We start from the raw sequence: 20,130 nt of genomic DNA, 5'->3' as shown, positions 1-20,130 counted from the left end.
GGGGTGGTCGGTTTACTTCTCCTTCTTCGGGACACTCTCTACGCATGCCGAAGCGCGAACTCGACATCGTGCTGTGGCACGTACACGGTGCGTGGACCACGGCTTTCGTTCAGGGCCGCCACCGGTACCTCATCCCGACCCTGCCGGAGGGTGGGGACTGGGGACGTGGCCGCTGCGGTCGCCCCTGGCCGGAATCTGCCCGCGAGGTTTCTCCCGAGGAGCTGCGCCGATCGAATGTCGACGTCGTGGTCCTGCAGCGCCCACACGAACTCGAACTCGCGCAGGAATGGCTCGGGCGGCAGCCCGGACGCAACGTTCCCGCACTGTATCTCGAACACAACACCCCCGCCGCCGGGGCCGCCACCACCCCGCATCCACTCGCCGGCCAGTCCGACATACCGATCGTTCACGTCACCCATTTCAATAACCTGATGTGGGACAACGGTTCTGCGCGCACGCACGTGATCTCCCACGGAATCGTCGACCCGGGACACCTCTACACCGGTGAACTACCGAGGGCCGCGACCATGATCAACGAACCGCAGCGACGGTGGCGGGTGACCGGCAGCGATCTGCTGCCGACCCTCGCGGCGGCGGCGCCGGTAGACGTGTTCGGAATCGGAACGGACACTTGGACTCCGCCCGGATCGGAAGGTCGCGTGCGTGGATGTGGCGATCTGCTCACCGCCGAACTGCACCGTGAGGTCGCGCGGCGGCGCGTGTTCGTGCACACGGCGCGCTGGACTTCGCTCGGGCTGGCGCTCGTCGAGGCGATGCACCTCGGAATGCCTGTGGTGGCGGTGGCATCGACGGAGGTGCCGACTTCGGTTCCGCCGGAGGCCGGAGTCATCGCCGCCGATGTCTCCGTACTCGCACGCGCCGTCGCCGATTTGGTGCACGAACCGGACCGGGCCGAGTTGTACGGGAAGGCGGCGCGCGACTTCGCCCTCCAGAACTTCGGGTTGGGCACCTTCCTCGATCGGTGGGACGAACTCTTGGCCGAGACTTCCGAATAGAACACCCGCACAACATAAACGGCGCGAGCCGGGACGGAGGATGATGAAAATCGCGATGGTGTCCGAACACGCCAGTCCCCTTGCCGCTCTCGGTGGCGTTGACGCCGGCGGGCAGAACGTGCATGTCTCCGAACTGTCGGCCGGCCTGGTCAGGATGGGACACGAAGTGACCGTGTACACCCGTCGCGATTCGACCACGCTGCCCGACGAGGTCCCGACTCCCGCCGGTTATCGGGTAATTCATGTGCCCGCGGGCCCGCCCCGGGTTCTCCCGAAGGACGACCTGCTGCCGTGGATGGACGATTTCGGGGTCTACCTGCTCGGCGTCTGGGCCGCGGACCGACCGGATGTCGCCCACGCCCACTTCTGGATGTCCGGACTCGCCACCCAGTCCGCTGCCCGCCCCCTCGGCGTGCCCACGGTGCAGACATTTCATGCGCTGGGCGTGGTGAAACGTCGCTATCAGGGTGATGCCGACACCAGCCCGCACGACAGGATTCGGCTCGAGCTCGATCTCGCGAAAGCCGCCGACCGCATCGTGGCCACCTGCTCGGACGAGGTGTTCGAACTGGTGCGGATGGGTCTTCGCCGTTCGAGTGTTTCCGTTGTGCCGTGCGGGGTGGACCTCGACTTGTTCACCCCCACCGGCCCGGTGGAACCGACGCGGGCACGTCACCGGCTCGTCACCGTGGGACGACTGGTGCCTAGGAAAGGGTTCGACGTTGCCATCGCCGCCCTCCCCCAGCTGCCCGACGTGGAGCTGGTGATCGCAGGCGGTCCCGCGCACGGTTGCCGCGCCGAGGACCCCGAAGCCGCCCGGCTGCTCCACCTCGCCGACGAGCTCGGGGTGCGGGATCGCGTCCTGATGCCCGGCCAGATCAGCCGGGAACGGATGCCCGCCCTGCTGCGCTCGGCCGACGCCGTGGTGTGCACGCCGTGGTACGAGCCGTTCGGCATCGTTCCCGTCGAGGCCATGGCCTGCGGCGTTCCCGTCGTCGCCGCCGCGGTGGGCGGCATGCTGGACACGGTGGTCGACGGCGGAACGGGTCGGCTGGTGCCCCCACGGGATCCCGATGCGCTGGCAGCGGCGCTACGACGCCTGCTGGCCGACGACTCGGCGCGCGCCGCATTCGGTGCCTCCGGTCACGACCGGGCCCGCTCCCGGTACTCCTGGGATCGGATCGCCTCGGACACGGTGCGGGCCTATCAGCGCATCAACCCGTCCGAGCAGGGCGCCGGTTCCGTCGTCGCGCGATAACCGGAACCCGGGGCCACACGCTCATGACACGATTCGAACGCGCATTGGTCACCGGTGGCGCCGGCTTCGTCGGTTCTCACCTGTGTGAGGAACTGATCCGGTCGGGTACAGCGGTGTGCTGCATGGACAACGGGTCGACCGGCACTCCGGCCAACGTGCAGGCACTGCGCGACTCCCCCCTGTTCGAGTACGTCGACCACGACGTGAGCGAACCGTTTCCCGACGTCGGTTCGGTCGACGTCGTCTTCCACCTCGCGTCGCCGGCGTCGCCGGTCGACTATCAACGCCTACCGGTGCAAACCCTGCTGGCCGGGTCGCACGGTACGAAGAACGGACTCGATCTGACGGTGGCGCAGGGGGCCCGGTTCCTCCTCGCCTCGACGAGTGAGGTGTACGGCGATCCACTGGAACATCCCCAGCGCGAGAGCTATTGGGGAAATGTCAACCCGGTGGGTCCGCGCAGCGTTTACGACGAGGCCAAGCGGTACGCGGAGGCGCTGTGCGCGGCGTACGGCCGTGCGGGGCTCTGCGATATCGCTATCGCGCGAATCTTCAACACCTACGGGCCGAGGATGCGCGACGCCGACGGGCGCATGATCCCCACCTTCCTCGGTCAAGCCTTGCGCGGCGAACCGATCACCGTGGCGGGGACGGGACAACAGACGCGGTCGATCTGTTTCGTCGCCGACACCGTCGCCGGCCTGTGCGCGCTCGCCGAATCCGGGGAGCGGGGTCCGGTCAACATCGGGAATCCGGACGAGATGACGGTCCTGTCAGTGGCGGAACGCATCCTCGACCTCACCGGCAGCAGATCGCCGATCGTGCACATACCTGCTGCTCAGGACGATCCCCAGCAGCGATGTCCGGATATCACCCGCGCGCGGACCGCGCTCGGGTGGGCACCGCGCGTCGGCGCCGACGAGGGGCTGCGCCGCACGGTCCGATGGGTCACGGAGCACTCCGCCGCGGCGTGAACGGGTAAATCACCTATAGGTGTTTATGGTGACTTCCCGAGGGTATTCGCCACCCAAATCGGGCGACACCGTTCCGTGCCACGTTGGACATCCGAATCGAGCACAACGAGAGAGGCGCTATGCGGATCCTGGGCATCAACGCCGTCTTCCACGATTCCGCGGCCGCGCTCGTCGTCGACGGGCAGATCGTGGCCGCCGCTGAGGAGGAACGCTTCTCCCGGCGAAAGCACGGGAAGCGGCCGGTACCCTTCTCCACCTGGGAATTACCCGAGCAGGCAGCAAGGTGGTGTCTCGAGGTCGGTGGGCTGCGTCCGCAGGACCTCGACGCCGTGGGTTACTCGTACGACCCAGAACTCGTCGACCACAGCCTCGACGGCCTCGATTCCGGGTGGGAAGAGCTGCGCACCACGTATGCGCGTCGCGCGCCACGCTTTCTCGCCACCGCATTACCCGGCCTCGACCCCGACAAGGTGCAGTTCGTGCGGCACCATGTCGCGCACGCGGCGTCCGCCGGGCTCGTCGCCCCCTTCGGCGACGGGGCCGTCCTCACCCTCGACGGCCGCGGTGAGAGTACCTCGATGCTCGCCGGTGAGTACCGCGACCGGAAGTTGGATATCCTTGCCATGCAACAGCTTCCGCACTCACTCGGATTGATGTACGAGTTCCTGACGGAGCACCTCGGGTTCGCGCGCTCGAGCGACGAGTACAAAGTGATGGCGCTCGCGTCGTACGGCAAACCCCGCCATCTCGAGTACCTTCGCGAACGGGTCTTCACCACCGACGACGGCGGATTCCGGACCCTGCCGATCGACTGGGACATGCTTGCTCCCCGCCGCGCCCCGAACTGCGAATTCGCCCCCGAACACGCCGATCTCGCGTGCTCCATTCAGACCCGCCTCGAAGAGGTTCTGCTGGAGTTGTGTTCGTGGCTGCACCGGCGCACCAATGCCACCCAACTGGCCCTGGCCGGCGGTATCGCCCTCAATTGTGTTGCCAACACCCGCATCCACACCGACAGTCCGTTCGAACAGGTGTGGATACAGCCCGCCGCAGGAGATTCCGGGACCGCACTCGGCGCCGCGCTCAGCATCGCCGCCGAGGCGAGTGAACCGCCGTCCCGGTGGACGGGCGCCGCCCTCGGCCGCGGATTCTCCGACGAGGAAATCCGGGGAGCCCTCGTCGCGGCGAAGGTCCCGTTCACGGAACCGGACGATGTCGCGGCCGTCGTGGCCGAGGCGCTGGCCGACGACAAGATCGTCGCCTGGTTTCAGGGACGCGCCGAATTCGGTCCCCGGGCCCTCGGGCACCGATCCCTCCTGGCCCACCCCGGCCGCGCCGAGAACCTCGAACGACTCAACGACGTCAAGGGCCGGGAACAGTTCCGGCCGGTGGCGCCGATGGTCGCGGCGGATCGCGCCGCCGACATCTTCAGCCGCGGGCCGATACCGAGCCCCTACATGCTGTTCGTGCACGACGTGCACCCCGCGTGGCGGGACCAGATCCCGGCGGTCACCCACGTGGACGGCACCGCGCGCATCCAGACCGTCGACGAGGGGGCGGAGCCACTGGTCGCGCGCATGCTGACCGAGTTCGCGAAGCTCACGGGCCTGCCGGTCGTCGTGAACACCAGCCTCAACACCGCAGGCCGGCCGATGGTCGACAGCCCTCGCGACGCGCTCGAGTGTTTCGGTTCGGCCCCCGTCGACCTCCTGGCGATCGGGCCCTTCGTGGTGACGCGGCCGTCGGTGACCGGTCGATGACCCCGGTCATGAGCGAGGACGATCGGCGCGGACCCAGCGCAGTCGAAGGCAGCACACCTGGAGACACTGCACCAGGAGAGAGTGCAGTCGCCTACTCGGTCGTGATCCCGACGGTGGGCCGGCCGAGTCTCGACCGTCTCCTCGGGGCGCTCGCCTCCGCCACGGGTGCGCGGCCGCACGAGATCGTGGTGGTCGACGACCGTCCCGGCGACCACGGCCCACTCCAAGTGCCTACCGGCTATCTGCCCGTGCGGCTCCTCACCTCGGGAGGCCGCGGTCCGGCGGCCGCCCGCAACGTCGGCTGGCGGGCGGCGTCGAGCCCCTGGATCGCATTCCTCGATGACGACGTGATGGTGGCGCCCACCTGGTTCGACGACCTCGTCGCCGACCTGAAGGAGGCCGAGACGGCCGCGGCGGACGACCCGGTCGGAGCGTCGCAGGCACGCATCGTGGTGCCGCTCCCGACGTCCCGCCCGCCTGATGACGACGAACGCAGGACCGCGGCCCTGGCCGGTGCCCGATGGATCACCGCAGACATGGCGTATCGCCGGTCCGCGCTCCAGGCCGTCGGTGGCTTCGACGAGCGTTTTCCCCGCGCCTTCCGGGAAGACGCCGACCTGGCGCTGCGCGTGATTCGCGCGGGGTACCGCATCGTCGACGGAGCCCGCGTCACCACGCATCCGCCGGGACGCGGGACCATGTTCACGAGTGTGCGGGCGCAGGCCTGCAATGCGGATAACGCCCTGATGCGCCGCAAGTTCGGCCCGCACTGGCGACACGAGATCGGCGAGGGTCCCGGACGCATGCGGGGACACGTCCTCGCGACCTCGGCCGGCGGCCTGGCCCTGGCGCTGGGCCTGGCCGGCAAGCGGCAGGCGGCAGTGGTCGCCGGTGCACTCTGGGCCGGCAGCACCGTCGACTTCGCGGTGCGCCGGATCCTTCCCGGACCGCGTACTCCCCGCGAGGTATTCCGGATGGCTTTCACCAGCGCCCTGATTCCCCCCGTCGCGTGCGGGTGGCGACTACGCGGGGAGTTTCAGGTGCGCCGGACCGAGCGGGAACGTCCGGCCGCCGTCCTGTTCGATCGAGACGACACGATCATCGTCGACGTGCCCTATCTTTCGGACCCCGACCTCGTGCGGCCCGTTCCCGGTGCGGTCGAACTTCTCGGGCGGTTGCGCGCACACGGGGTCCCGATCGGCGTGATCAGCAACCAGTCGGGCGTCGCGAAGGGCTTGATCTCACCGGAGCGGCTGGTCGCGGTCAATTCGCGGGTCGAGGAGGTTCTCGGCCCGTTCGACACCTGGCAGGTGTGCCCGCACGACGCCGCCGACGGCTGCGAATGCCGCAAACCCCATCCCACGATGGTCCGGCGGGCAGCGGAGGAACTGGGGGTGGATGTACGCCGCTGCGTGCTGATCGGCGACACCGGAGCGGACGTCGACGCCGCCCTGACCGCCGGTGCGCGTGCGGTCCTCGTCCCGACGACGCGGACACTGCCCGAGGAGGTGGCGGCCGCGCACCGCAAGGCAGCGGTGGCACCGACTCTCGTGGCCGCGGTCGCTCTGGCGATGGGAGATCGGCGATGACGGGGAACGCGTTGGTGGCCCGGTTGGACAGCGCCGGCGACGTCCTGCTCGCCGGTCCGGCGGTTCGGGCCGTGGCGCAGTCGAGCGCCCGCGTCACCATGCTGGTCGGCCCCCGCGGCCGTGCGGCGGCGGAACTGCTGCCCGGCGTCGACGACATCATCGAGTGGCAGGCGCCGTGGGTCGACTTCGAGCACTCCCCCGTCACCGCCGAATCGGTGCACCAACTGATCAAACAGGTCGAGACACTCGAACTCGACCGCGCGCTGATCCTCACCTCGTTCCACCAGTCACCGCTCCCCCTCGCCCTCGTACTCCGGATGGCCGCGGTGCCCTGGATCGGGGCGATCAGCGAGGACTACCCCGGGGCACTGCTCGACCTGCGCCATCAAGTCGGCGGCGACCCGCCCGAGGCCGAGCGGGCGCTGTCGCTGGCCACCGCCGCGGGGTACGCGCTGCCGGCCGGTGACCGTGGCCGGCTCGAGGTTCGGCGACCCCTGCCCGACGTATCCACCGTCACCGGGGACACCCCGTACATCGTCGTCCATCCCGGGGCGGCGGTCCCCGCCCGCCGGATGACCGTGGATCGGAGCCGCGACCTGGTCCGCGGGCTGGTGGCGGCGGGTCTTCGCGTACTGGTCACCGGGACACCTGGGGAACGGGATCTCACCCGCGACGTCGCCGGGGACTGGGCCACCGACCTGGGCGGCGCGACCGACATGTTCGAGATGGCCGCGATCCTCGCCGGCGCACGGGTGCTGGTGGCCCCGAACACCGGGCCGGCGCACCTCGCCGCGGCCGTGGGCACGCCGGTGGTGTCCCTCTTCGCACCGGTGGTGCCCCCCGACAGGTGGGCACCCTACGGGGTTCCGCACCGGCTTCTGGGGCGCGCGAACGCACCCTGCGCCGGGACGCGGGCGCGCGAGTGCCCCGTGCCCGGTCATCCCTGTCTCGACACTGTCACCACCGAGGAGGTTCTCGCGGCCATCGAGCAGTTGACCGCGCACCCGGATGTCCGCACCGACGGAGGAGGTACGCCGTGATCGACCACCACAAAGCGGAAGACGACCGGACGTTCACGGTCGAGCATTTCGCGGAACTCAGTGATGCGCTGGCACGTAACCGAATGTGCGCACCGACGATCGCCCGCTGGGGCCGCCGCCTCGCCGAGATCTTCGCGGCCGATGGGCGGCTACTGGCATGCGGGAACGGAGGCAGCGCCGCTGAGGCGCAGCATCTGACGGGTGAACTGGTCGGCCGTTTCCGCGACGAACGCCGGCCGTTGTCGGCCATCGCCCTGCACGCCGAAACCTCGGCCGCCACCGCCATTCTCAACGACTACGGCGTCGAAGAGCTGTTCGCCCGGCAGGTCCGGGCGCACGGACGGCGCGGCGACGTCCTCGTCCTTCTGTCCACCAGCGGAACCAGTCCCAACGTGGTGGCCGCCGCCAAGGCAGCCCACGACATCGGCGTGACCACCTGGGCACTGACTGGTCCGGCACCGAATCCCCTTGCCGCACTGTGCGATGACGCCATCGCGGTGGAAGCGCCCTCGGTGGCGACGGTGCAGGAGATGCATCTTGCGCTGGTGCATGTGCTGTGCGCCGCCCTCGACGCCGAACTGGGAGTCACCTCGTGACGCCGCTCGTGGTGATCGGCGACACCCTGCTCGACGTCGACATCGAAGGTAGCGCGGACAGGTTGTGCCCGGAGGCGCCGGTGCCCGTCGTCGACGTGGAGCGGCGGTGGGAACGGCCCGGCGGCGCCGGCCTCGCCGCACTCCTCGCAGCCAGATCCACCGGGCAGGTCGTGCTCGTCACCGCCCTCGGCACCGATACCGACGCCGACCGGCTCACGAATCTGCTCGGCTCCGGTGTCGAGGTCGTCGCGGTGCCCCTCGTCGGCACCACGGTCTGCAAGACCCGGGTCCGCGCGGGAGGTCAGTCCCTGGTCCGCCTCGATTCCGGCGGCGGGATCGCGACAACCCAGCCGTTGGGAGTGCAGGTGCGGGAGGCCATCACCGGTGCGGGTGCCATCCTCGTGTCGGATTACGGACGCGGAATGGCGAACCACCCCGAGATCCGGGCGCTCGTCGCCGAACGCGCTGCGCACGTTCCGGTGGTGTGGGATCCCCATCCCCGCGGCTCGGCACCGGTGCCGGGTGCCCGGCTGATCACACCCAACGACGCGGAGGCCACCCGAGCCGAACCCGAGGCGCGTGGACCACTCGACCGGGCCGCCGGGCTGACCGTGCGGTGGGACAGCGACGCGGTGGCGGTCACGGTCGGAGCCGCCGGGGCAGCACTCGCCACCCGGTCGTCCGGCACGAGCGGAATGATCGCCGTCCCCGAATCGGCTCGACTCGCCGCGGCGAGCAGGCCCGACACGTGCGGCGCCGGAGATCGCTTCGCCAGTGCGGCGGCCACCGCACTTCTGGACGGGGCTTCGGTCGAGCAGGCGGTGACCGCGGCGGTCGAATCGGCCGCCCGCTTCGTCGGCCTCGGCGGGGCCTCCGCGGTCTCGGTGTGTTCCTCCACGCAGGCGCCTGCCCTCGGCGGCGGCGACGCTCACACCGACCCGTACGAGTTCGCCGTTCGCGTGCGCCGGAACGGTGGACGGCTGGTGGCAACCGGCGGCTGTTTCGACCTGCTGCACCGCGGGCACGTGAGCCTGCTTCAGCAGGCCCGCATGCTCGGTGATGCGCTGATCGTCTGCCTCAATTCGGACGACTCGGTGCGCCGCATGAAGGGCGCCGACCGCCCCCTCGTACGCGCCGAGGACCGCGCGCGGGTGTTGTCCGAACTCGGTTCGGTCGACTCCGTGGTGATCTTCGACGAGTCCTCGCCCGCCGAAATCCTCGAACGCCTGCGCCCGGATGTGTGGGTGAAGGGCGACGACTACGCAGACAAGGAAATTCCGGAAGCGGAGGTGGTGCGGCGGCACGGCGGTGACGTGGTGTTCGTGCGGGTCGTCGACGGCTACTCGACGACCCGGATGCTCGCGACGGCCCGGGCGGCAACTCGAGCCGACCCCCGTGACGGCCGCAACTACCCCGGGCCGCGGTGACGGCCTCAACTCTCGAAAGGAGCCCTGATGACAACAGCCAGCAACGATCAGATCGGTACCGTACTCGTCACCGGTGGTGCGTCCGGTCTGGGCGCGGCGACGGTCCGCGCCGTGCGGGAGCGCGGCGGTAGGCCGCTCGTGATCGACCGGGTGGCGCCGGAGGGTGACGTCGAGTACGTCATCGCCGACCTCGCCGACTCCGGTGCGGCGGAACAGGCCGTGCACGACCTCGTCGAGAGGGCGGGCGGGCGGCTGGACGGCGTGTTCACGGCCGCCGGTATCGACAGTTGCGGCCGGCTCGACACCGTCCCCACCAAGGACTGGGAGCGCGTGGTGCACGTCAATCTCCTGGGCACGGTGGCGGTGGTTCGTGCGGCGCTGCCGCACCTGAAGGAATCCCGCGGAACGGTGGTGACCTGTGCATCCACCTTGGGGATCAAAGCGGTCAGCGATGCCACCGCCTACTGCGCGGCCAAATTCGGTGTCGTGGGATTCACCCGGGCTCTCGCCGCCGAGACCGCGGGCGAGGTAGGCGTCACGCTGCTGATTCCCGGCGGCATGACCACTCCCTTCTTCGACGGCCGCGACGAGCAGTACAAGCCGCCGGCGGATGCCAAGCTGAACGATCCGGCGCACGTCGCGAACACGGTGCTGTTCGCCCTGAGCCAGCCCCCCGGATGTGAGGTTCGAGAGATGGTCGTGTGCTCGTCGACCGAGAGCTCATGGCCCTGACGCCGACCGTCCTCGTCCTGCGCGCGCTCGGCATCGGTGACCTCCTGACCGCGGTGCCCGCTCTGCGCGGGCTCCGCCGGTCCTGTCCGGACCGGCGGCTTGCGCTCGCGGCCCCCGCGGGATTGGCGCCACTGGTGGAGTTGATCGGCGCGGTCGACGAACTCGTTCCGACCGCCGGTCTCGGCGCCCTCGACTTCCGCGGCGGAAAGCTCGACCTGGCGGTCAATCTCCACGGGCGCGGCCCGGAGAGCATCGCGGATCTGCTGCGCCAGAATCCGCCCCGCACCCTGACCTACCGGCACGCCGACTACCCGGACCTCCCTGGGCCGGAATGGGTGGCGGACCAGCACGAGGTGCAGCGGTGGTGTTCCCTCCTCGAATGGTTCGGAATCCCTTGTAATGCAGAGGCTCTCGATCTCACCCCGCCACCGGAGGCGTCCGCCGCACCCGGCGCGGTCGTCATACATCCCGGGGCGGCATCCCCAGCCCGCCGCTGGCCGGTGGACCGTTTCGGAGCGGTGGCCCGCGTCCTCGCCGACCGGGGGCATCGCGTCGTCGTCACGGGCAGTGCAGGTGAGCGGCCCCTCGCGGAAGCGGTCGCCGATTCCGCCGGACTGCCGCCGGGTGCCGTCCTGGCGGGCGAGATGTCGCTGCGCGGGACCGCGGCAGTGGTCGCCGATGCGCGACTGGTCCTGTGCGGCGACACCGGGATCGCGCACCTGGCCACCGCGTTTCGCGCTCCGTCGGTGATCCTGTTCGGTCCGGTCTCACCCGCACACTGGGGACCGCCTCGCCGCCCGCAGCACGCGTGCCTGTGGTCCGGACGGCGCGGTGACCCGCACGGGAGCAGTCTCGACCCCGGGCTCGCGGCGATCACCGTCGAGGACGTGCTGGGCGCCGTGGGCGAGGTATGTGCAGAGAAGCACGCGATGGAAGGAGGGCTGGATGTCTGACCGGCACGTCGGCGTCGTGGGCGCCGGCTACGTGGGATTGACCAGCGGCGCAGGCTTTTACCATCTGGGACACCGAGTCACCCTGGTGGACATCGACGCGCACCGCGTCGATGTCCTGCGCAGTGGTGAGCTGCCCTTCCTCGAGCCGGAACTCGAACGGCTCGTCACGCAGGGTGTGGCATCGGAACGCCTGCACATCACCACCGACCGGACCGGACTCGCGTTGTGTGACACCGTATTCGTGTGCGTGCCCACCCCCATGGGTGAGGACGGCGCCGCCGATCTCTCTTCCGTCGACGCCGTGGTTACCGAACTGGCGGCACTGCTCGCACCCGGCAGTATCGTGGTGACCAAATCGACTGTGCCGGTGGGCACCACCATCCGCATCGGCGAACGCCTCGAACCCCATGGGATCACCGTGGTGAGCAATCCGGAGTTTCTGCGGGAAAGCCATGCGGTGCATGACTTCCTGAACCCCGACCGCATCGTCGTCGGCGCCTCGGACGCGGACGCCGGGCAACGCGTCGTCGACCTCTACGCCGGCGTCGAGGCGCCGGTGCTGCGGATGGATCCGGCCAGCGCCGAACTCGCCAAGTATGCGAGTAACGCGTTCCTCGCACTCAAGTTGTCCTATGCGAACACCCTCGCCGAGCTGTGTGATCACTTCGCCGCCGACATCCGCGACATCGGACGGGCCATGGGCGCCGACCACCGGATCGGGGCCAGCTTCCTGAACCCCGGGCCCGGCTGGGGAGGATCGTGCCTTCCCAAGGACACCCACGCCTTGCTGGCGAGCGCGGAACGCGGGGGCGTGTCGTTTCCCTTGCTGCGTGCGGCGCTCGAGACGAATGCCGCGCAGGCGCACCGGGTGGTCGCCAAGGCGCGGCAGGCCGCCGGGATCGAAGCAGGCGGCTCCCTTGAAGGGGTACGCATCGGGCTGCTGGGCCTGGCGTTCAAAGCCGACACCTGCGACGTCCGCGACTCGCCGGCGCTGACCGTCGCAGCCGCGCTGTCCGCTGAAGGAGCCGTGCTCACCGCCTACGATCCCGGTGTGTCGCCGGACTCCCCGGCGATCCCGGGTGTGCAGGTGGTCGACGACCCCTACTTGGTAGCGAAAGACGCGGCGGTGCTGGTCCTTCTGACCGAATGGAGTGACTTCCGAACCCTCGACTGGGACCTCGTCGGCACACTCGCCCAGCGTAAGGCGATCGTCGACACGCGAAACCTCTTGGACCCCGCGGTGATGAGAGATTCCGGCTTTCAGCTCGTGTCGAACGGACTCGGGGACGGCGAGGCACAGCGATGCGGCTGATCATCACGGGGGCGACCGGTAACGTCGGCACCTCCCTGCTCAACCGGCTCCGAGGCGGGTCCGAGCACCTCGACCAGAACCTCGAGCTGGTGGGGCTCGCACGACGACCTCCCGCGCAGGTCCCGCCGTACGACGGGCTGCAGTGGCACGCGATCGACGTGGCGCACCCCGATGCGATCGACCTGTTGCGGCCCATCTTCGAGGGCGCCGACGCGGTGATCCACCTCGTGTGGGCGTTCCAGCCCACCCACGACCGGAACTATCTCCGACGCGTCGGCGTGGACGGCACCCTGGCGGTGGCGGCCGCAGCCGAGGCCGCCGGTGTCGCGCATCTGATCCATATGTCGTCCGGGGCGGTGTATTCACCGGCCCCCGGACGGACGGTCGACGAGTCCGCACCCCGCGGCGGTGTGCCGGGCTCGGTGTACAGCGTCGACAAGGCCGCCGCCGAGGCGGGACTCGACGACTTCGAAAAGAATTCCTCGGTGGCCGTCACCCGCGTACGACCGGGATTCATCGGCCAGCAGGCAGCAGGCAGCGAACTCGGCCGTTACACCCTGCCGCGGGGCATTCCGGCGGGCGTTCTGAAATATCTTCCGCTGCTCCCGGTGGACCGCTCGCTGGCGATCCCGGCCGTCCACGCCGACGATGTTGCCGACGCCCTGGCTCGAATGGTGTTCGCGCGGGCCACCGGGGCGTTCAATCTGTCGGTCGATCCCCCGCTGGGCACGGACGACTTCGGTGCGGCGCTCCACGCCCGCCCCGTGCACGTGCCGCGCCCTCTGTTGACGCTTCTCGTCGACGTGACGTGGCGAGCCCACCTCCAACCTGTCCACCGCGGGTGGATCGATCTGGCCTATTCGGTTCCCCTGCTCGATTCGGCCAGGGCCCGCCGCGAACTTCAGTGGGCCCCCCGGTATTCGGCGCAGGACACGCTCGACGCGGCGGTACGGGGCGTCATCGGCGGCGATGCCGGAGACAGTCCGGTGCTGCGCCGCCGCTCGCCGTTCGACGGGACCCGGTGACCCTCGCCGATTACGAGTGCGTTCGGTGGGTATTCGGCTGCCATGAGCGAGCAGCAGCGGCTGAAGGTCGTCGTCGTCGGGGCCACCGGCAATGTCGGAACGAGCATCGTCGAGGCGTTGAGCGAGGAGCCGTCGGTCGAGGAGATCGTCGGCGTAGCGCGCAGGCACACCGACTGGACCTGCTTGAAGACACGGTGGATATTCGCCGATTCCCGCGTCGACGACTTCCGGCCGATCGTGCGCGGCGCCGACGCCGTCATCCACCTCGCCTGGTTGTTCCAGCCCACCCACAAGCCGGAGGTCACCTTCGAAAACAACGTCCTCGGTGCCATCCGTGTGTTCGAGGCCGTGGCCGAGGAACGGGTACCTGCCCTCGTGTACGCCTCTTCGGTTGCGGCGTATTCGCCGGGGCCGTCCGACACCGGCGTCGCCGAGGACTGGCCCACCCACGGCTGGCCCGGCGCCGCCTACCCGCGTGAGAAGGCGTATCTGGAGCGGTGGCTGGACGCGTACGAGCTGAGCAACCCGGATATGCGGGTGGTGCGGATGCGTCCCGGCTTCATCTTCAAGCGGGAGTCGGCCACCGCGCAGCGTCGGTTGTTCGTCGGGCCCCTGCTGGCCGGCCGGCTGGTCCGGGGCGGGCTCATCCCGGCCGTTCCCCTCGTCGAGGATCTGCGTGCGCAGATTCTGCACACCACCGATGTGGCTGCGGCATACGTCCAGGCGGTACTCAGGCCGGTGCGCGGTGCCTTCAACCTTGCGGCGGACCCGCCCGTGGACGGCGCCTACCTCGCCGAACTTTTCGGGGCCCGTCAGATTCCCATTCCGCGGCCCGCGGTCCGCGGTGCCCTGTGGGCGGCGTGGCACACGCACGCGGTGCCCGCCTCACCCGGACTCCTCGACACCGTTCTGCAGCTGCCGATCATGGACACGACCCGAGCTCGGACGGAGTTGGGGTGGCAGCCGCGCTACACGCCCCGGGAAACCCTCGAGGAATTTCTGGGCGGATTGCGCGATGGTGCCGGATTGCCCACGCCACCCCTGCACGGGGACACGGTAGGTGGTCGGCTCCGGGAATTCGCGACCGGAATCGGGCAGCGGCCATGACCATGGACATCGCGACGCCGTGCGCGAGTGACGACGCCTGCGCGAGTAACAAGGAAAGGACCGGGTAGTTGCCATGACGAAAGACGCGGGAACGCCAGGCACGAGCAGTGAGTCCGAAAAGCCCTACGACCCGGCGGAAGACCCGGATTCGGACCCCGAAAATCTGCTGTCCGGCACACATCAACCGGATCAGGCCGAGGGCGAGGACGACGACCCGAGCTGACGCGGGTGTCGTTCCTGCTCAGTCGAACACGCCGGCGAGGTCGAGAATCAGCAGAACGGCAATTGCCAGGAACACAGCGGCGATTGCACCGACTGCCACCATTGTCGCGATGCCCGTAGGCGGAAAATGTCTGCCGGTTCGGGGCTCGGAGAACGACGTCCCCGAGGTCTGCGCCGCATCAGGTGGGGTCGAACCGGGGCTGACGCCACCCCCCGGTTCGAGATTGGGGGTCTCGGCCGGGTCCGGATCCGGGGGTTGAGCGGTCATGGCGACGATCCTCCCTGTCCTGATTCGACATTTCGCGAGCACGAGCCGCGCGTATCCTCGCCGAGTACCCGCCCGCGCACCGTCCACACGAGGACAGCGCCCCGCCCGGCGCTCATTGCGGTTCGCGATGTTTGACGAATTCGACGGCCACCTGCCGTTCCGGTGCCGCCGAATCGAGCTCACTCTCGGTGACCGTCACGCCGTCGGTCACCGTCTCCACGACTCGCCACCCGAAGGCCCCGCGGTCCGGCACGTTGCCCGCCGGAATTCTGGCCGCCACCGTGACGGCCAGCGCGGAATCCGAGGTCACGAACGAACACGTCAGATCCACATCGGAGATCACGGCGCCGATCAGCTCGGAGGCGATCTCATCGACCGCGAGTTTGATGTCCGCTACCTCGTCGGCACCGAAATCAGCGAGGACAGCGAGGGTTTCGGCTACCGCCCTGATCACCGGAAGCTGATCGAACTCGGCCGTCACCCGTAATTCGACAGGTGCACCCGGCGCCGCTCGAAGCTTCCCGAATTCGCCGATCTCGGCCATCTGCACTCCACATTTCGGTCGCAGGTGCGTGGATCTTCGCGCAGCGTACCCAGCGATCGGAACCGCCAATCGGTTGAAAGCGTGCCGTGCGTGGACGTAGTGTTGATCGCGCGTGGTTGAGAACACAGCCGCACGCAGTCCGGACGCCGCAGGATGCGTAATGGACGGGGGTTGTGCGCCCTGTACGTGGCGTCGGACCACCGACGCTTGCGCTTGGTGTGTCCGTGCCAGGGAACGAAAGACGCGCACGGACGCCCACAGATTGCATGCGATCGGAGGGTCATGAAATCTTCACGCAGCGTCAGCGCCGTGGCCGCACCGCACTGCGACCGGGGATCGCGCCTCGCGCACGACCACGAAATCGGTGTCGCGGTCGAAGCGGCCGCGACCGGGGGCGTCACGATCGGCCGAATCTCGGGTGACATCGACGTGCTTGCCGCACCGTCGTTCGCGTTGGCGCTGGCCGACCTCGCGCAGGACGACGCCGCGCTCGTCATCGACATGACCGGTGTCGACTTCGTCGGAACGTCAGCGCTGTCGGTGCTCTCGACGTTCGCCGAATCCGCGCGGCAGCGGCACATGACCTGGGCGCTTGCCGGCAACCGGGCGGTGCTGCGTCCCATTCAGGCCACCGGACTCGACACGAAGATCCCCGCCTGCGACTCCGTACGCAAGGCTCTCGACTGGATAGATGCTCGCGGGCACGCGTGACGACCGATCAGCGATGACTGTCTCGCTGACCTTCGTGGGGAACGCAACCGTTCTCCTCGGCTATGGCCCGATCACCGTGCTCACCAACCCCAATTTTCTGCACCAGCACGCTTATCTCGGTTACGGCCTGGTGTCGCGGCGCCTGAAGGACCCGGCCTTGCGGATCGACGAGTTACCGCCCCTCGATGTGATCGTCCTGTCCCACATGCACGGCGACCATTGGGACCGCACCGCCCGCGAGACCGTGACCATCTGATCGCCGTCCCTCGCCCTCGACACCGTGGAGCCTCACCGGTCCCCTGCCGGTCCTCCCGGCTCCTCCGAACGCTGGGCGGTGTCTTCGACGTCGACGGCCGTCTGCTTGTGGCCGCCCGGGCCGATGTGCGCTTCGGCCCGCATCGTCTCGACCATGTGCGGGTAGTGCAGCTCGAACGCGGGACGCTCGGAGCGCACCCGCGGAATCTCGATGAAGTTGTGCCGCGGCGGCGGGCAGGTGGTGGCCCACTCGAGCGAGTTGCCGTAACCCCACGGGTCGTCGACGGTGACGACCTCGCCGTACCGGTAGCTCTTGAAGACATTCCACAGGAACGGCAGCGTGGAGATCCCCAGAACGAAAGCGAAGACCGTGGAAATCATGTTCAGCGTGGTGAACCCGTCCGGCGGTAGGTAGTCGGCGTACCGGCGCGGCATACCTTCGGCCCCGAGCCAGTGCTGCACGAGAAAGGTTCCGTGGAAGCCGATGAACGTGGTCCAGAAGTGCCACTTGCCGAGGCGTTCGTCCATCATCCGCCCGGTCATCTTCGGGAACCAGAAGTAGATACCGGCGTAGGTGGCGAACACGATGGTGCCGAACAGCACGTAATGGAAATGGGCCACCACGAAGTAGCTGTCGGTGACGTGGAAGTCGAGCGGCGGGCTGGCGAGGATGACGCCGGTGAGACCACCGAAGAGGAACGTGATGATGAAGCCGACGGCGAAGAGCATCGGCGACTCGAAGGTCAACTGCCCCTTCCACATGGTGCCGATCCAGTTGAAGAATTTCACCCCGGTGGGCACCGCGATCAGGAAGGTCATGAAGGAGAAGAACGGCAGGAGCACCGCGCCCGTGGCGTACATGTGGTGCGCCCACACCGCGATCGACAGGGCCGCGATGGCCATGGTCGCGAAGACCAGGCCGTTGTAGCCGAAGATCGGCTTGCGGCTGAAGACGGGGAAAATCTCGGTCACGATGCCGAAGAACGGCAGCGCGACGATGTACACCTCGGGGTGCCCGAAGAACCAGAACAGGTGCTGCCACAAGATCGTGCCGCCCGTGGCGGGGTCGAAGACGTGGGCTCCGAGATGCCGGTCTGCGGCCAGCCCCATGAGTGCGGCGGTGAGGATCGGGAAGGCAAGCAGCACAAGGATGCTGGTGATGAAGATATTCCAGGTGAAGATCGGCATGCGGAACATGGTCATCCCGGGGCATCGTAGGCAGATCACCGTGGTGATCATGTTGACGCCGCCGAGGATGGTGCCGAGCCCGGACAGCGCGAGGCCCATGATCCACAGGTCCGCCCCGAGCCCGGGAGAGTGGATGGCGGAGGTCAACGGCGAATACGCGGTCCAGCCGAAGTCCGCGGCGCCACCGGGGGTGATGAACCCCGCGAAGGCGATGAGGCCGCCGAAGAGGAAGGCCCAGTACGAGAAGGCATTCAGCCGGGGAAAGGCCACATCGGGTGCGCCGATCTGCAGCGGCAGGATGTAGTTGGCGAAGCCGAAGACGATCGGGGTCGCGTACAGCAGCAGCATGATCGTGCCGTGCATGGTGAACAGCTGGTTGTACTGCTCGTTCGACAAGAACTGCAGGCCGGGCACCGCGAGCTCGGCGCGAATCAGCATGGCCATCAATCCGCCGGCGAGGAAGAACCCGAAGGCCGTGACCAGATACATCAAACCCAGCGTCTTCGGGTCCGTCGTCGAGATCATGTCGTAGATGAACGACCCCTTGCGGCGATAACGCGGCGGATAGGGCCTGCGGGCTTCGATCGGGCGCACACCAGTTGCCGTCATGTCCAACTCCACGGTCGACACTATTGGACTACAGCGTAAACCCCATCCTCACAGGTCTGCAGGAATTGCGGTCGGTGGCGGCCACCCCTCGCGGCGTGCGAGGAAGACGCGACAAAATCATTCGGAATTCCCTGTTTGAGGTGATGGCGGGGAGGTACACGGCGGGTAGACCGCGAACTACCGGTAACGCACCCGAAGGAGTAGGGCGATGACACGACCGACCTCAACCCGAAGCTCGATGACCGCCACACCCGTACAGATTGCGGCGCTGGTGGTCGGAGCGGTATTCCTCTTGGTGGGCATTCTCGGGTTCATCCCTGGCGTGACCACCGACTACGACACGATGTCCGTCGCCGGGCACGAGTCGCACGCCATGCTGCTGGGCATCTTCGAGGTGTCGATTCTGCACAACGTCGTGCACCTTTTGTTCGGCGTCGCAGGCATTGTCATGGCGCGCGCCGCCAACACGGCGAAGGCCTTCCTTGTCGGCGGCGGCGTGATCTACCTGGTCCTGTGGATTTACGGCCTCCTCATCGACCAGGACAGCGCAGCCAACTTCGTCCCGGTGAACACTGCGGACAACTGGCTGCATTTCGCCCTGGGTGTCGGCATGATCGCACTCGGCCTCCTCCTTCCCCGTCTGAGGTCGACCGGACACACCACTGCGGTCCCCCCGCGGTAACCCCAGCCTGCGGGTTATCCATCGATCACCCGCCGCCACACCGGGCGGCGGGACTTCAACGAGCACACAAGGAGAAGCATCATGGCTACCGGAGAAACCGGATTCGACGACGTCAGCTACGACCTGGTGTCCGTCCAATACCATTCGCTCAAGGCCGGACACGACTACGGGCAATACGTGCGGGACGCCAAGAACGCCGGCCGCGACGACATCGCGTCGTTCTTCGAGCAGGTGATGGCGGAAGATTCCGACCGCGCACGCCGCTGCCACGAGTTCCTCGAGGACATGACCGGATCATCGGACGCCGGCCCTGCAATGAGCTGAACGTTGGTGAGTACATGACCGACGCGCACATGCCGAGTGGGGATACCGAACCGGCGGAGCCGATGATCCGCTCTTCGGATCATCGCAGCTGCCCGGTGGGCGACGAGGATCTTCCGGCGATCGACAGCCTCGAAGCGCTGACCGACATCGTCGAGGACTCGGCCCTGGCGTTCCTATACCAGGCGCACAAGTCCAGCGGCGAGGACAGCACCTTCTTCAAGCTGGTGTCGCGGTGATGTCGGCCGGAACCGGAACGCCGTGACCGACACCCGAACCACCACCGACCACACCGAGATCCGGCGGTGGGTGGACCGACACGACGGAGCTCCAGCCAGAGTCGGCAACGTCGGCTCCCCGGAGACCGTCTTACTTCGGCTCGATTTCGCCGGCGGCGCTTCCGAGGAAGCCCTCGAACGCATCTCGTGGGACGACTGGTTCTCTGCGTTCGACCGGTTCGCACTCGCCTTCCGCTACCGCGATACCGACGCCGGCGAGGACGGCGCATACTTCGAACTCGTCCCACGTTGAGAGTGGGCCT

Annotated in this window: 22 protein-coding genes and 1 pseudogene; 20 read left to right on the top strand and 3 right to left on the bottom strand. The window is 68.3% G+C overall.

What is annotated here, in order from left to right; all coding sequences use genetic code 11:
• The first annotated feature begins 44 nt into the window (after positions 1-44).
• The 14 genes from CBI38_RS14775 (at position 45) to CBI38_RS38405 (ending at position 15,012) form a co-directional block, all read left to right on the top strand.
• Positions 45-1,016 carry a glycosyltransferase gene (locus CBI38_RS14775; protein ID WP_109329897.1) on the top strand — a complete coding sequence of 324 codons (972 nt, stop codon included), beginning with the start codon at positions 45-47 and terminating at the stop codon, positions 1,014-1,016.
• A 43-nt stretch (positions 1,017-1,059) separates the two neighbouring features.
• Complete coding sequence (locus CBI38_RS14770; protein ID WP_109335091.1) at positions 1,060-2,274, top strand: glycosyltransferase; 1,215 nt, start codon at positions 1,060-1,062, stop codon at positions 2,272-2,274.
• A gap of 23 nt (positions 2,275-2,297) precedes the next feature.
• Entirely contained in the window at positions 2,298-3,248 is a 951-nt protein-coding gene (locus CBI38_RS14765) for a UDP-glucuronic acid decarboxylase family protein (protein WP_109329895.1), read from the top strand.
• Between the two features lie 119 nt (positions 3,249-3,367).
• Complete coding sequence (locus tag CBI38_RS14760) at positions 3,368-5,008, top strand: carbamoyltransferase family protein (protein WP_109329893.1); 1,641 nt, start codon at positions 3,368-3,370, stop codon at positions 5,006-5,008.
• Positions 5,009-5,016: 8 nt separating this feature from the next.
• Positions 5,017-6,597, top strand: a complete 1,581-nt coding sequence (locus CBI38_RS14755; RefSeq protein WP_109329891.1) for an HAD-IIIA family hydrolase — start codon at positions 5,017-5,019, stop codon at positions 6,595-6,597.
• Complete coding sequence (locus CBI38_RS14750) at positions 6,594-7,637, top strand: glycosyltransferase family 9 protein (RefSeq protein ID WP_109329889.1); 1,044 nt, start codon at positions 6,594-6,596, stop codon at positions 7,635-7,637. The genes CBI38_RS14755 and CBI38_RS14750 overlap by 4 nt, the downstream gene beginning before the upstream one ends.
• Positions 7,638-7,720: 83 nt before the next feature.
• Positions 7,721-8,233: a D-sedoheptulose-7-phosphate isomerase gene (locus CBI38_RS14745; RefSeq protein ID WP_109335090.1), complete on the top strand. Its 513-nt coding sequence runs from the start codon at positions 7,721-7,723 to the stop codon at positions 8,231-8,233.
• Positions 8,230-9,660: a PfkB family carbohydrate kinase gene (locus CBI38_RS14740; protein WP_109329887.1), complete on the top strand. Its 1,431-nt coding sequence runs from the start codon at positions 8,230-8,232 to the stop codon at positions 9,658-9,660. Before CBI38_RS14745 ends, CBI38_RS14740 begins: the two co-directional genes overlap by 4 nt.
• A 27-nt stretch (positions 9,661-9,687) precedes the next feature.
• Positions 9,688-10,392, top strand: coding sequence for an SDR family oxidoreductase (locus CBI38_RS14735; RefSeq protein ID WP_109329885.1), 705 nt, complete (start codon positions 9,688-9,690; stop codon positions 10,390-10,392).
• The gene (locus CBI38_RS14730; RefSeq protein ID WP_335743623.1) at positions 10,362-11,345 is read left to right on the top strand and encodes a glycosyltransferase family 9 protein; all 984 of its coding nucleotides are present in this window, start codon (positions 10,362-10,364) and stop codon (positions 11,343-11,345) included. The genes CBI38_RS14735 and CBI38_RS14730 overlap by 31 nt, the downstream gene beginning before the upstream one ends.
• Entirely contained in the window at positions 11,338-12,657 is a 1,320-nt protein-coding gene (locus CBI38_RS14725) for a UDP-glucose dehydrogenase family protein (RefSeq protein ID WP_109329883.1), read from the top strand. Before CBI38_RS14730 ends, CBI38_RS14725 begins: the two co-directional genes overlap by 8 nt.
• Entirely contained in the window at positions 12,648-13,682 is a 1,035-nt protein-coding gene (locus CBI38_RS14720) for an NAD-dependent epimerase/dehydratase family protein (protein WP_109329881.1), read from the top strand. Before CBI38_RS14725 ends, CBI38_RS14720 begins: the two co-directional genes overlap by 10 nt.
• Positions 13,683-13,724: 42 nt before the next feature.
• A complete protein-coding gene (locus tag CBI38_RS14715; protein ID WP_109329879.1) occupies positions 13,725-14,789 on the top strand; it encodes an NAD-dependent epimerase/dehydratase family protein in 1,065 nt (354 codons plus the stop codon).
• 73 nt (positions 14,790-14,862) lie between these two features.
• The gene (locus CBI38_RS38405) at positions 14,863-15,012 is read left to right on the top strand and encodes a hypothetical protein (RefSeq protein ID WP_204164929.1); all 150 of its coding nucleotides are present in this window, start codon (positions 14,863-14,865) and stop codon (positions 15,010-15,012) included.
• Positions 15,013-15,030: 18 nt separating this feature from the next.
• Here CBI38_RS38405 and CBI38_RS14710 read toward each other — a convergent pair whose 3' ends face one another.
• Together CBI38_RS14710 and CBI38_RS14705 are read right to left on the bottom strand one after the other, a co-directional pair.
• Positions 15,031-15,279, bottom strand: a complete 249-nt coding sequence (locus tag CBI38_RS14710; RefSeq protein ID WP_109329877.1) for a DUF6480 family protein — start codon at positions 15,277-15,279, stop codon at positions 15,031-15,033.
• A 112-nt stretch (positions 15,280-15,391) separates the two neighbouring features.
• Positions 15,392-15,823, bottom strand: coding sequence for an anti-sigma factor (locus CBI38_RS14705; protein ID WP_109329875.1), 432 nt, complete (start codon positions 15,821-15,823; stop codon positions 15,392-15,394).
• 282 nt (positions 15,824-16,105) lie between these two features.
• Between CBI38_RS14705 and CBI38_RS14700 the strand changes: the two genes are divergently transcribed.
• Positions 16,106-16,534: an STAS domain-containing protein gene (locus CBI38_RS14700; protein WP_109329873.1), complete on the top strand. Its 429-nt coding sequence runs from the start codon at positions 16,106-16,108 to the stop codon at positions 16,532-16,534.
• A gap of 13 nt (positions 16,535-16,547) precedes the next feature.
• Positions 16,548-16,772, top strand: a pseudogene (locus CBI38_RS14695) (MBL fold metallo-hydrolase); the annotation flags it as partial.
• A 50-nt stretch (positions 16,773-16,822) separates the two neighbouring features.
• Here CBI38_RS14695 and ctaD read toward each other — a convergent pair.
• The gene (gene ctaD / locus CBI38_RS14690; RefSeq protein WP_109329871.1) at positions 16,823-18,586 is read right to left on the bottom strand and encodes an aa3-type cytochrome oxidase subunit I; all 1,764 of its coding nucleotides are present in this window, start codon (positions 18,584-18,586) and stop codon (positions 16,823-16,825) included.
• Between the two features lie 238 nt (positions 18,587-18,824).
• Between ctaD and CBI38_RS14685 the strand changes: the two genes are divergently transcribed.
• The 4 genes from CBI38_RS14685 to CBI38_RS14670 all read left to right on the top strand — a co-directional run bounded on the left by CBI38_RS14685 (position 18,825) and on the right by CBI38_RS14670 (position 20,120).
• A complete protein-coding gene (locus CBI38_RS14685; RefSeq protein WP_109329869.1) occupies positions 18,825-19,268 on the top strand; it encodes a DUF4383 domain-containing protein in 444 nt (147 codons plus the stop codon).
• 81 nt (positions 19,269-19,349) lie between these two features.
• On the top strand, positions 19,350-19,592 hold the full coding sequence (locus CBI38_RS14680) for an acyl carrier protein (protein ID WP_109329867.1): 243 nt from the start codon (positions 19,350-19,352) through the stop codon (positions 19,590-19,592).
• 14 nt (positions 19,593-19,606) lie between these two features.
• On the top strand, positions 19,607-19,828 hold the full coding sequence (locus CBI38_RS14675) for a hypothetical protein (RefSeq protein ID WP_109329865.1): 222 nt from the start codon (positions 19,607-19,609) through the stop codon (positions 19,826-19,828).
• Between the two features lie 22 nt (positions 19,829-19,850).
• Entirely contained in the window at positions 19,851-20,120 is a 270-nt protein-coding gene (locus CBI38_RS14670) for a hypothetical protein (protein WP_109329863.1), read from the top strand.
• Positions 20,121-20,130: the final 10 nt, after the last annotated feature.

Origin of the sequence: Rhodococcus oxybenzonivorans, assembly GCF_003130705.1 — a bacterium.
Lineage (GTDB): Bacteria > Actinomycetota > Actinomycetes > Mycobacteriales > Mycobacteriaceae > Rhodococcus_F > Rhodococcus_F oxybenzonivorans.
Note: the sequence above shows the minus strand (reverse complement) of the source record. Positions and strands in the feature narration are given on the sequence as shown.

Excerpts from the sequence above, each read along its gene's own strand:
- CBI38_RS14760 (WP_109329893.1), top strand. The coding sequence starts at position 3,368 with ATGCGGATCCTGGGCATCAACGCCGTCTTCCACGATTCCGCGGCCGCG.
- CBI38_RS14745 (WP_109335090.1), top strand. The coding sequence starts at position 7,721 with ATGTGCGCACCGACGATCGCCCGCTGGGGCCGCCGCCTCGCCGAGATC.
- CBI38_RS14685 (WP_109329869.1), top strand. The coding sequence starts at position 18,825 with ATGACCGCCACACCCGTACAGATTGCGGCGCTGGTGGTCGGAGCGGTA.
- CBI38_RS14675 (WP_109329865.1), top strand. The coding sequence starts at position 19,607 with ATGACCGACGCGCACATGCCGAGTGGGGATACCGAACCGGCGGAGCCG.
- CBI38_RS14775 (WP_109329897.1), top strand. The coding sequence starts at position 45 with ATGCCGAAGCGCGAACTCGACATCGTGCTGTGGCACGTACACGGTGCG.
- CBI38_RS38405 (WP_204164929.1), top strand. The coding sequence starts at position 14,863 with ATGACGAAAGACGCGGGAACGCCAGGCACGAGCAGTGAGTCCGAAAAG.
- CBI38_RS14710 (WP_109329877.1), bottom strand. The coding sequence starts at position 15,279 with ATGACCGCTCAACCCCCGGATCCGGACCCGGCCGAGACCCCCAATCTC.
- CBI38_RS14700 (WP_109329873.1), top strand. The coding sequence starts at position 16,106 with ATGAAATCTTCACGCAGCGTCAGCGCCGTGGCCGCACCGCACTGCGAC.
- ctaD (WP_109329871.1), bottom strand. The coding sequence starts at position 18,586 with ATGACGGCAACTGGTGTGCGCCCGATCGAAGCCCGCAGGCCCTATCCG.
- CBI38_RS14755 (WP_109329891.1), top strand. The coding sequence starts at position 5,017 with ATGAGCGAGGACGATCGGCGCGGACCCAGCGCAGTCGAAGGCAGCACA.
- CBI38_RS14720 (WP_109329881.1), top strand. The coding sequence starts at position 12,648 with ATGCGGCTGATCATCACGGGGGCGACCGGTAACGTCGGCACCTCCCTG.
- CBI38_RS14765 (WP_109329895.1), top strand. The coding sequence starts at position 2,298 with ATGACACGATTCGAACGCGCATTGGTCACCGGTGGCGCCGGCTTCGTC.
- CBI38_RS14750 (WP_109329889.1), top strand. The coding sequence starts at position 6,594 with ATGACGGGGAACGCGTTGGTGGCCCGGTTGGACAGCGCCGGCGACGTC.
- CBI38_RS14735 (WP_109329885.1), top strand. The coding sequence starts at position 9,688 with ATGACAACAGCCAGCAACGATCAGATCGGTACCGTACTCGTCACCGGT.
- CBI38_RS14705 (WP_109329875.1), bottom strand. The coding sequence starts at position 15,823 with ATGGCCGAGATCGGCGAATTCGGGAAGCTTCGAGCGGCGCCGGGTGCA.
- CBI38_RS14680 (WP_109329867.1), top strand. The coding sequence starts at position 19,350 with ATGGCTACCGGAGAAACCGGATTCGACGACGTCAGCTACGACCTGGTG.
- CBI38_RS14715 (WP_109329879.1), top strand. The coding sequence starts at position 13,725 with ATGAGCGAGCAGCAGCGGCTGAAGGTCGTCGTCGTCGGGGCCACCGGC.
- CBI38_RS14725 (WP_109329883.1), top strand. The coding sequence starts at position 11,338 with ATGTCTGACCGGCACGTCGGCGTCGTGGGCGCCGGCTACGTGGGATTG.
- CBI38_RS14770 (WP_109335091.1), top strand. The coding sequence starts at position 1,060 with ATGAAAATCGCGATGGTGTCCGAACACGCCAGTCCCCTTGCCGCTCTC.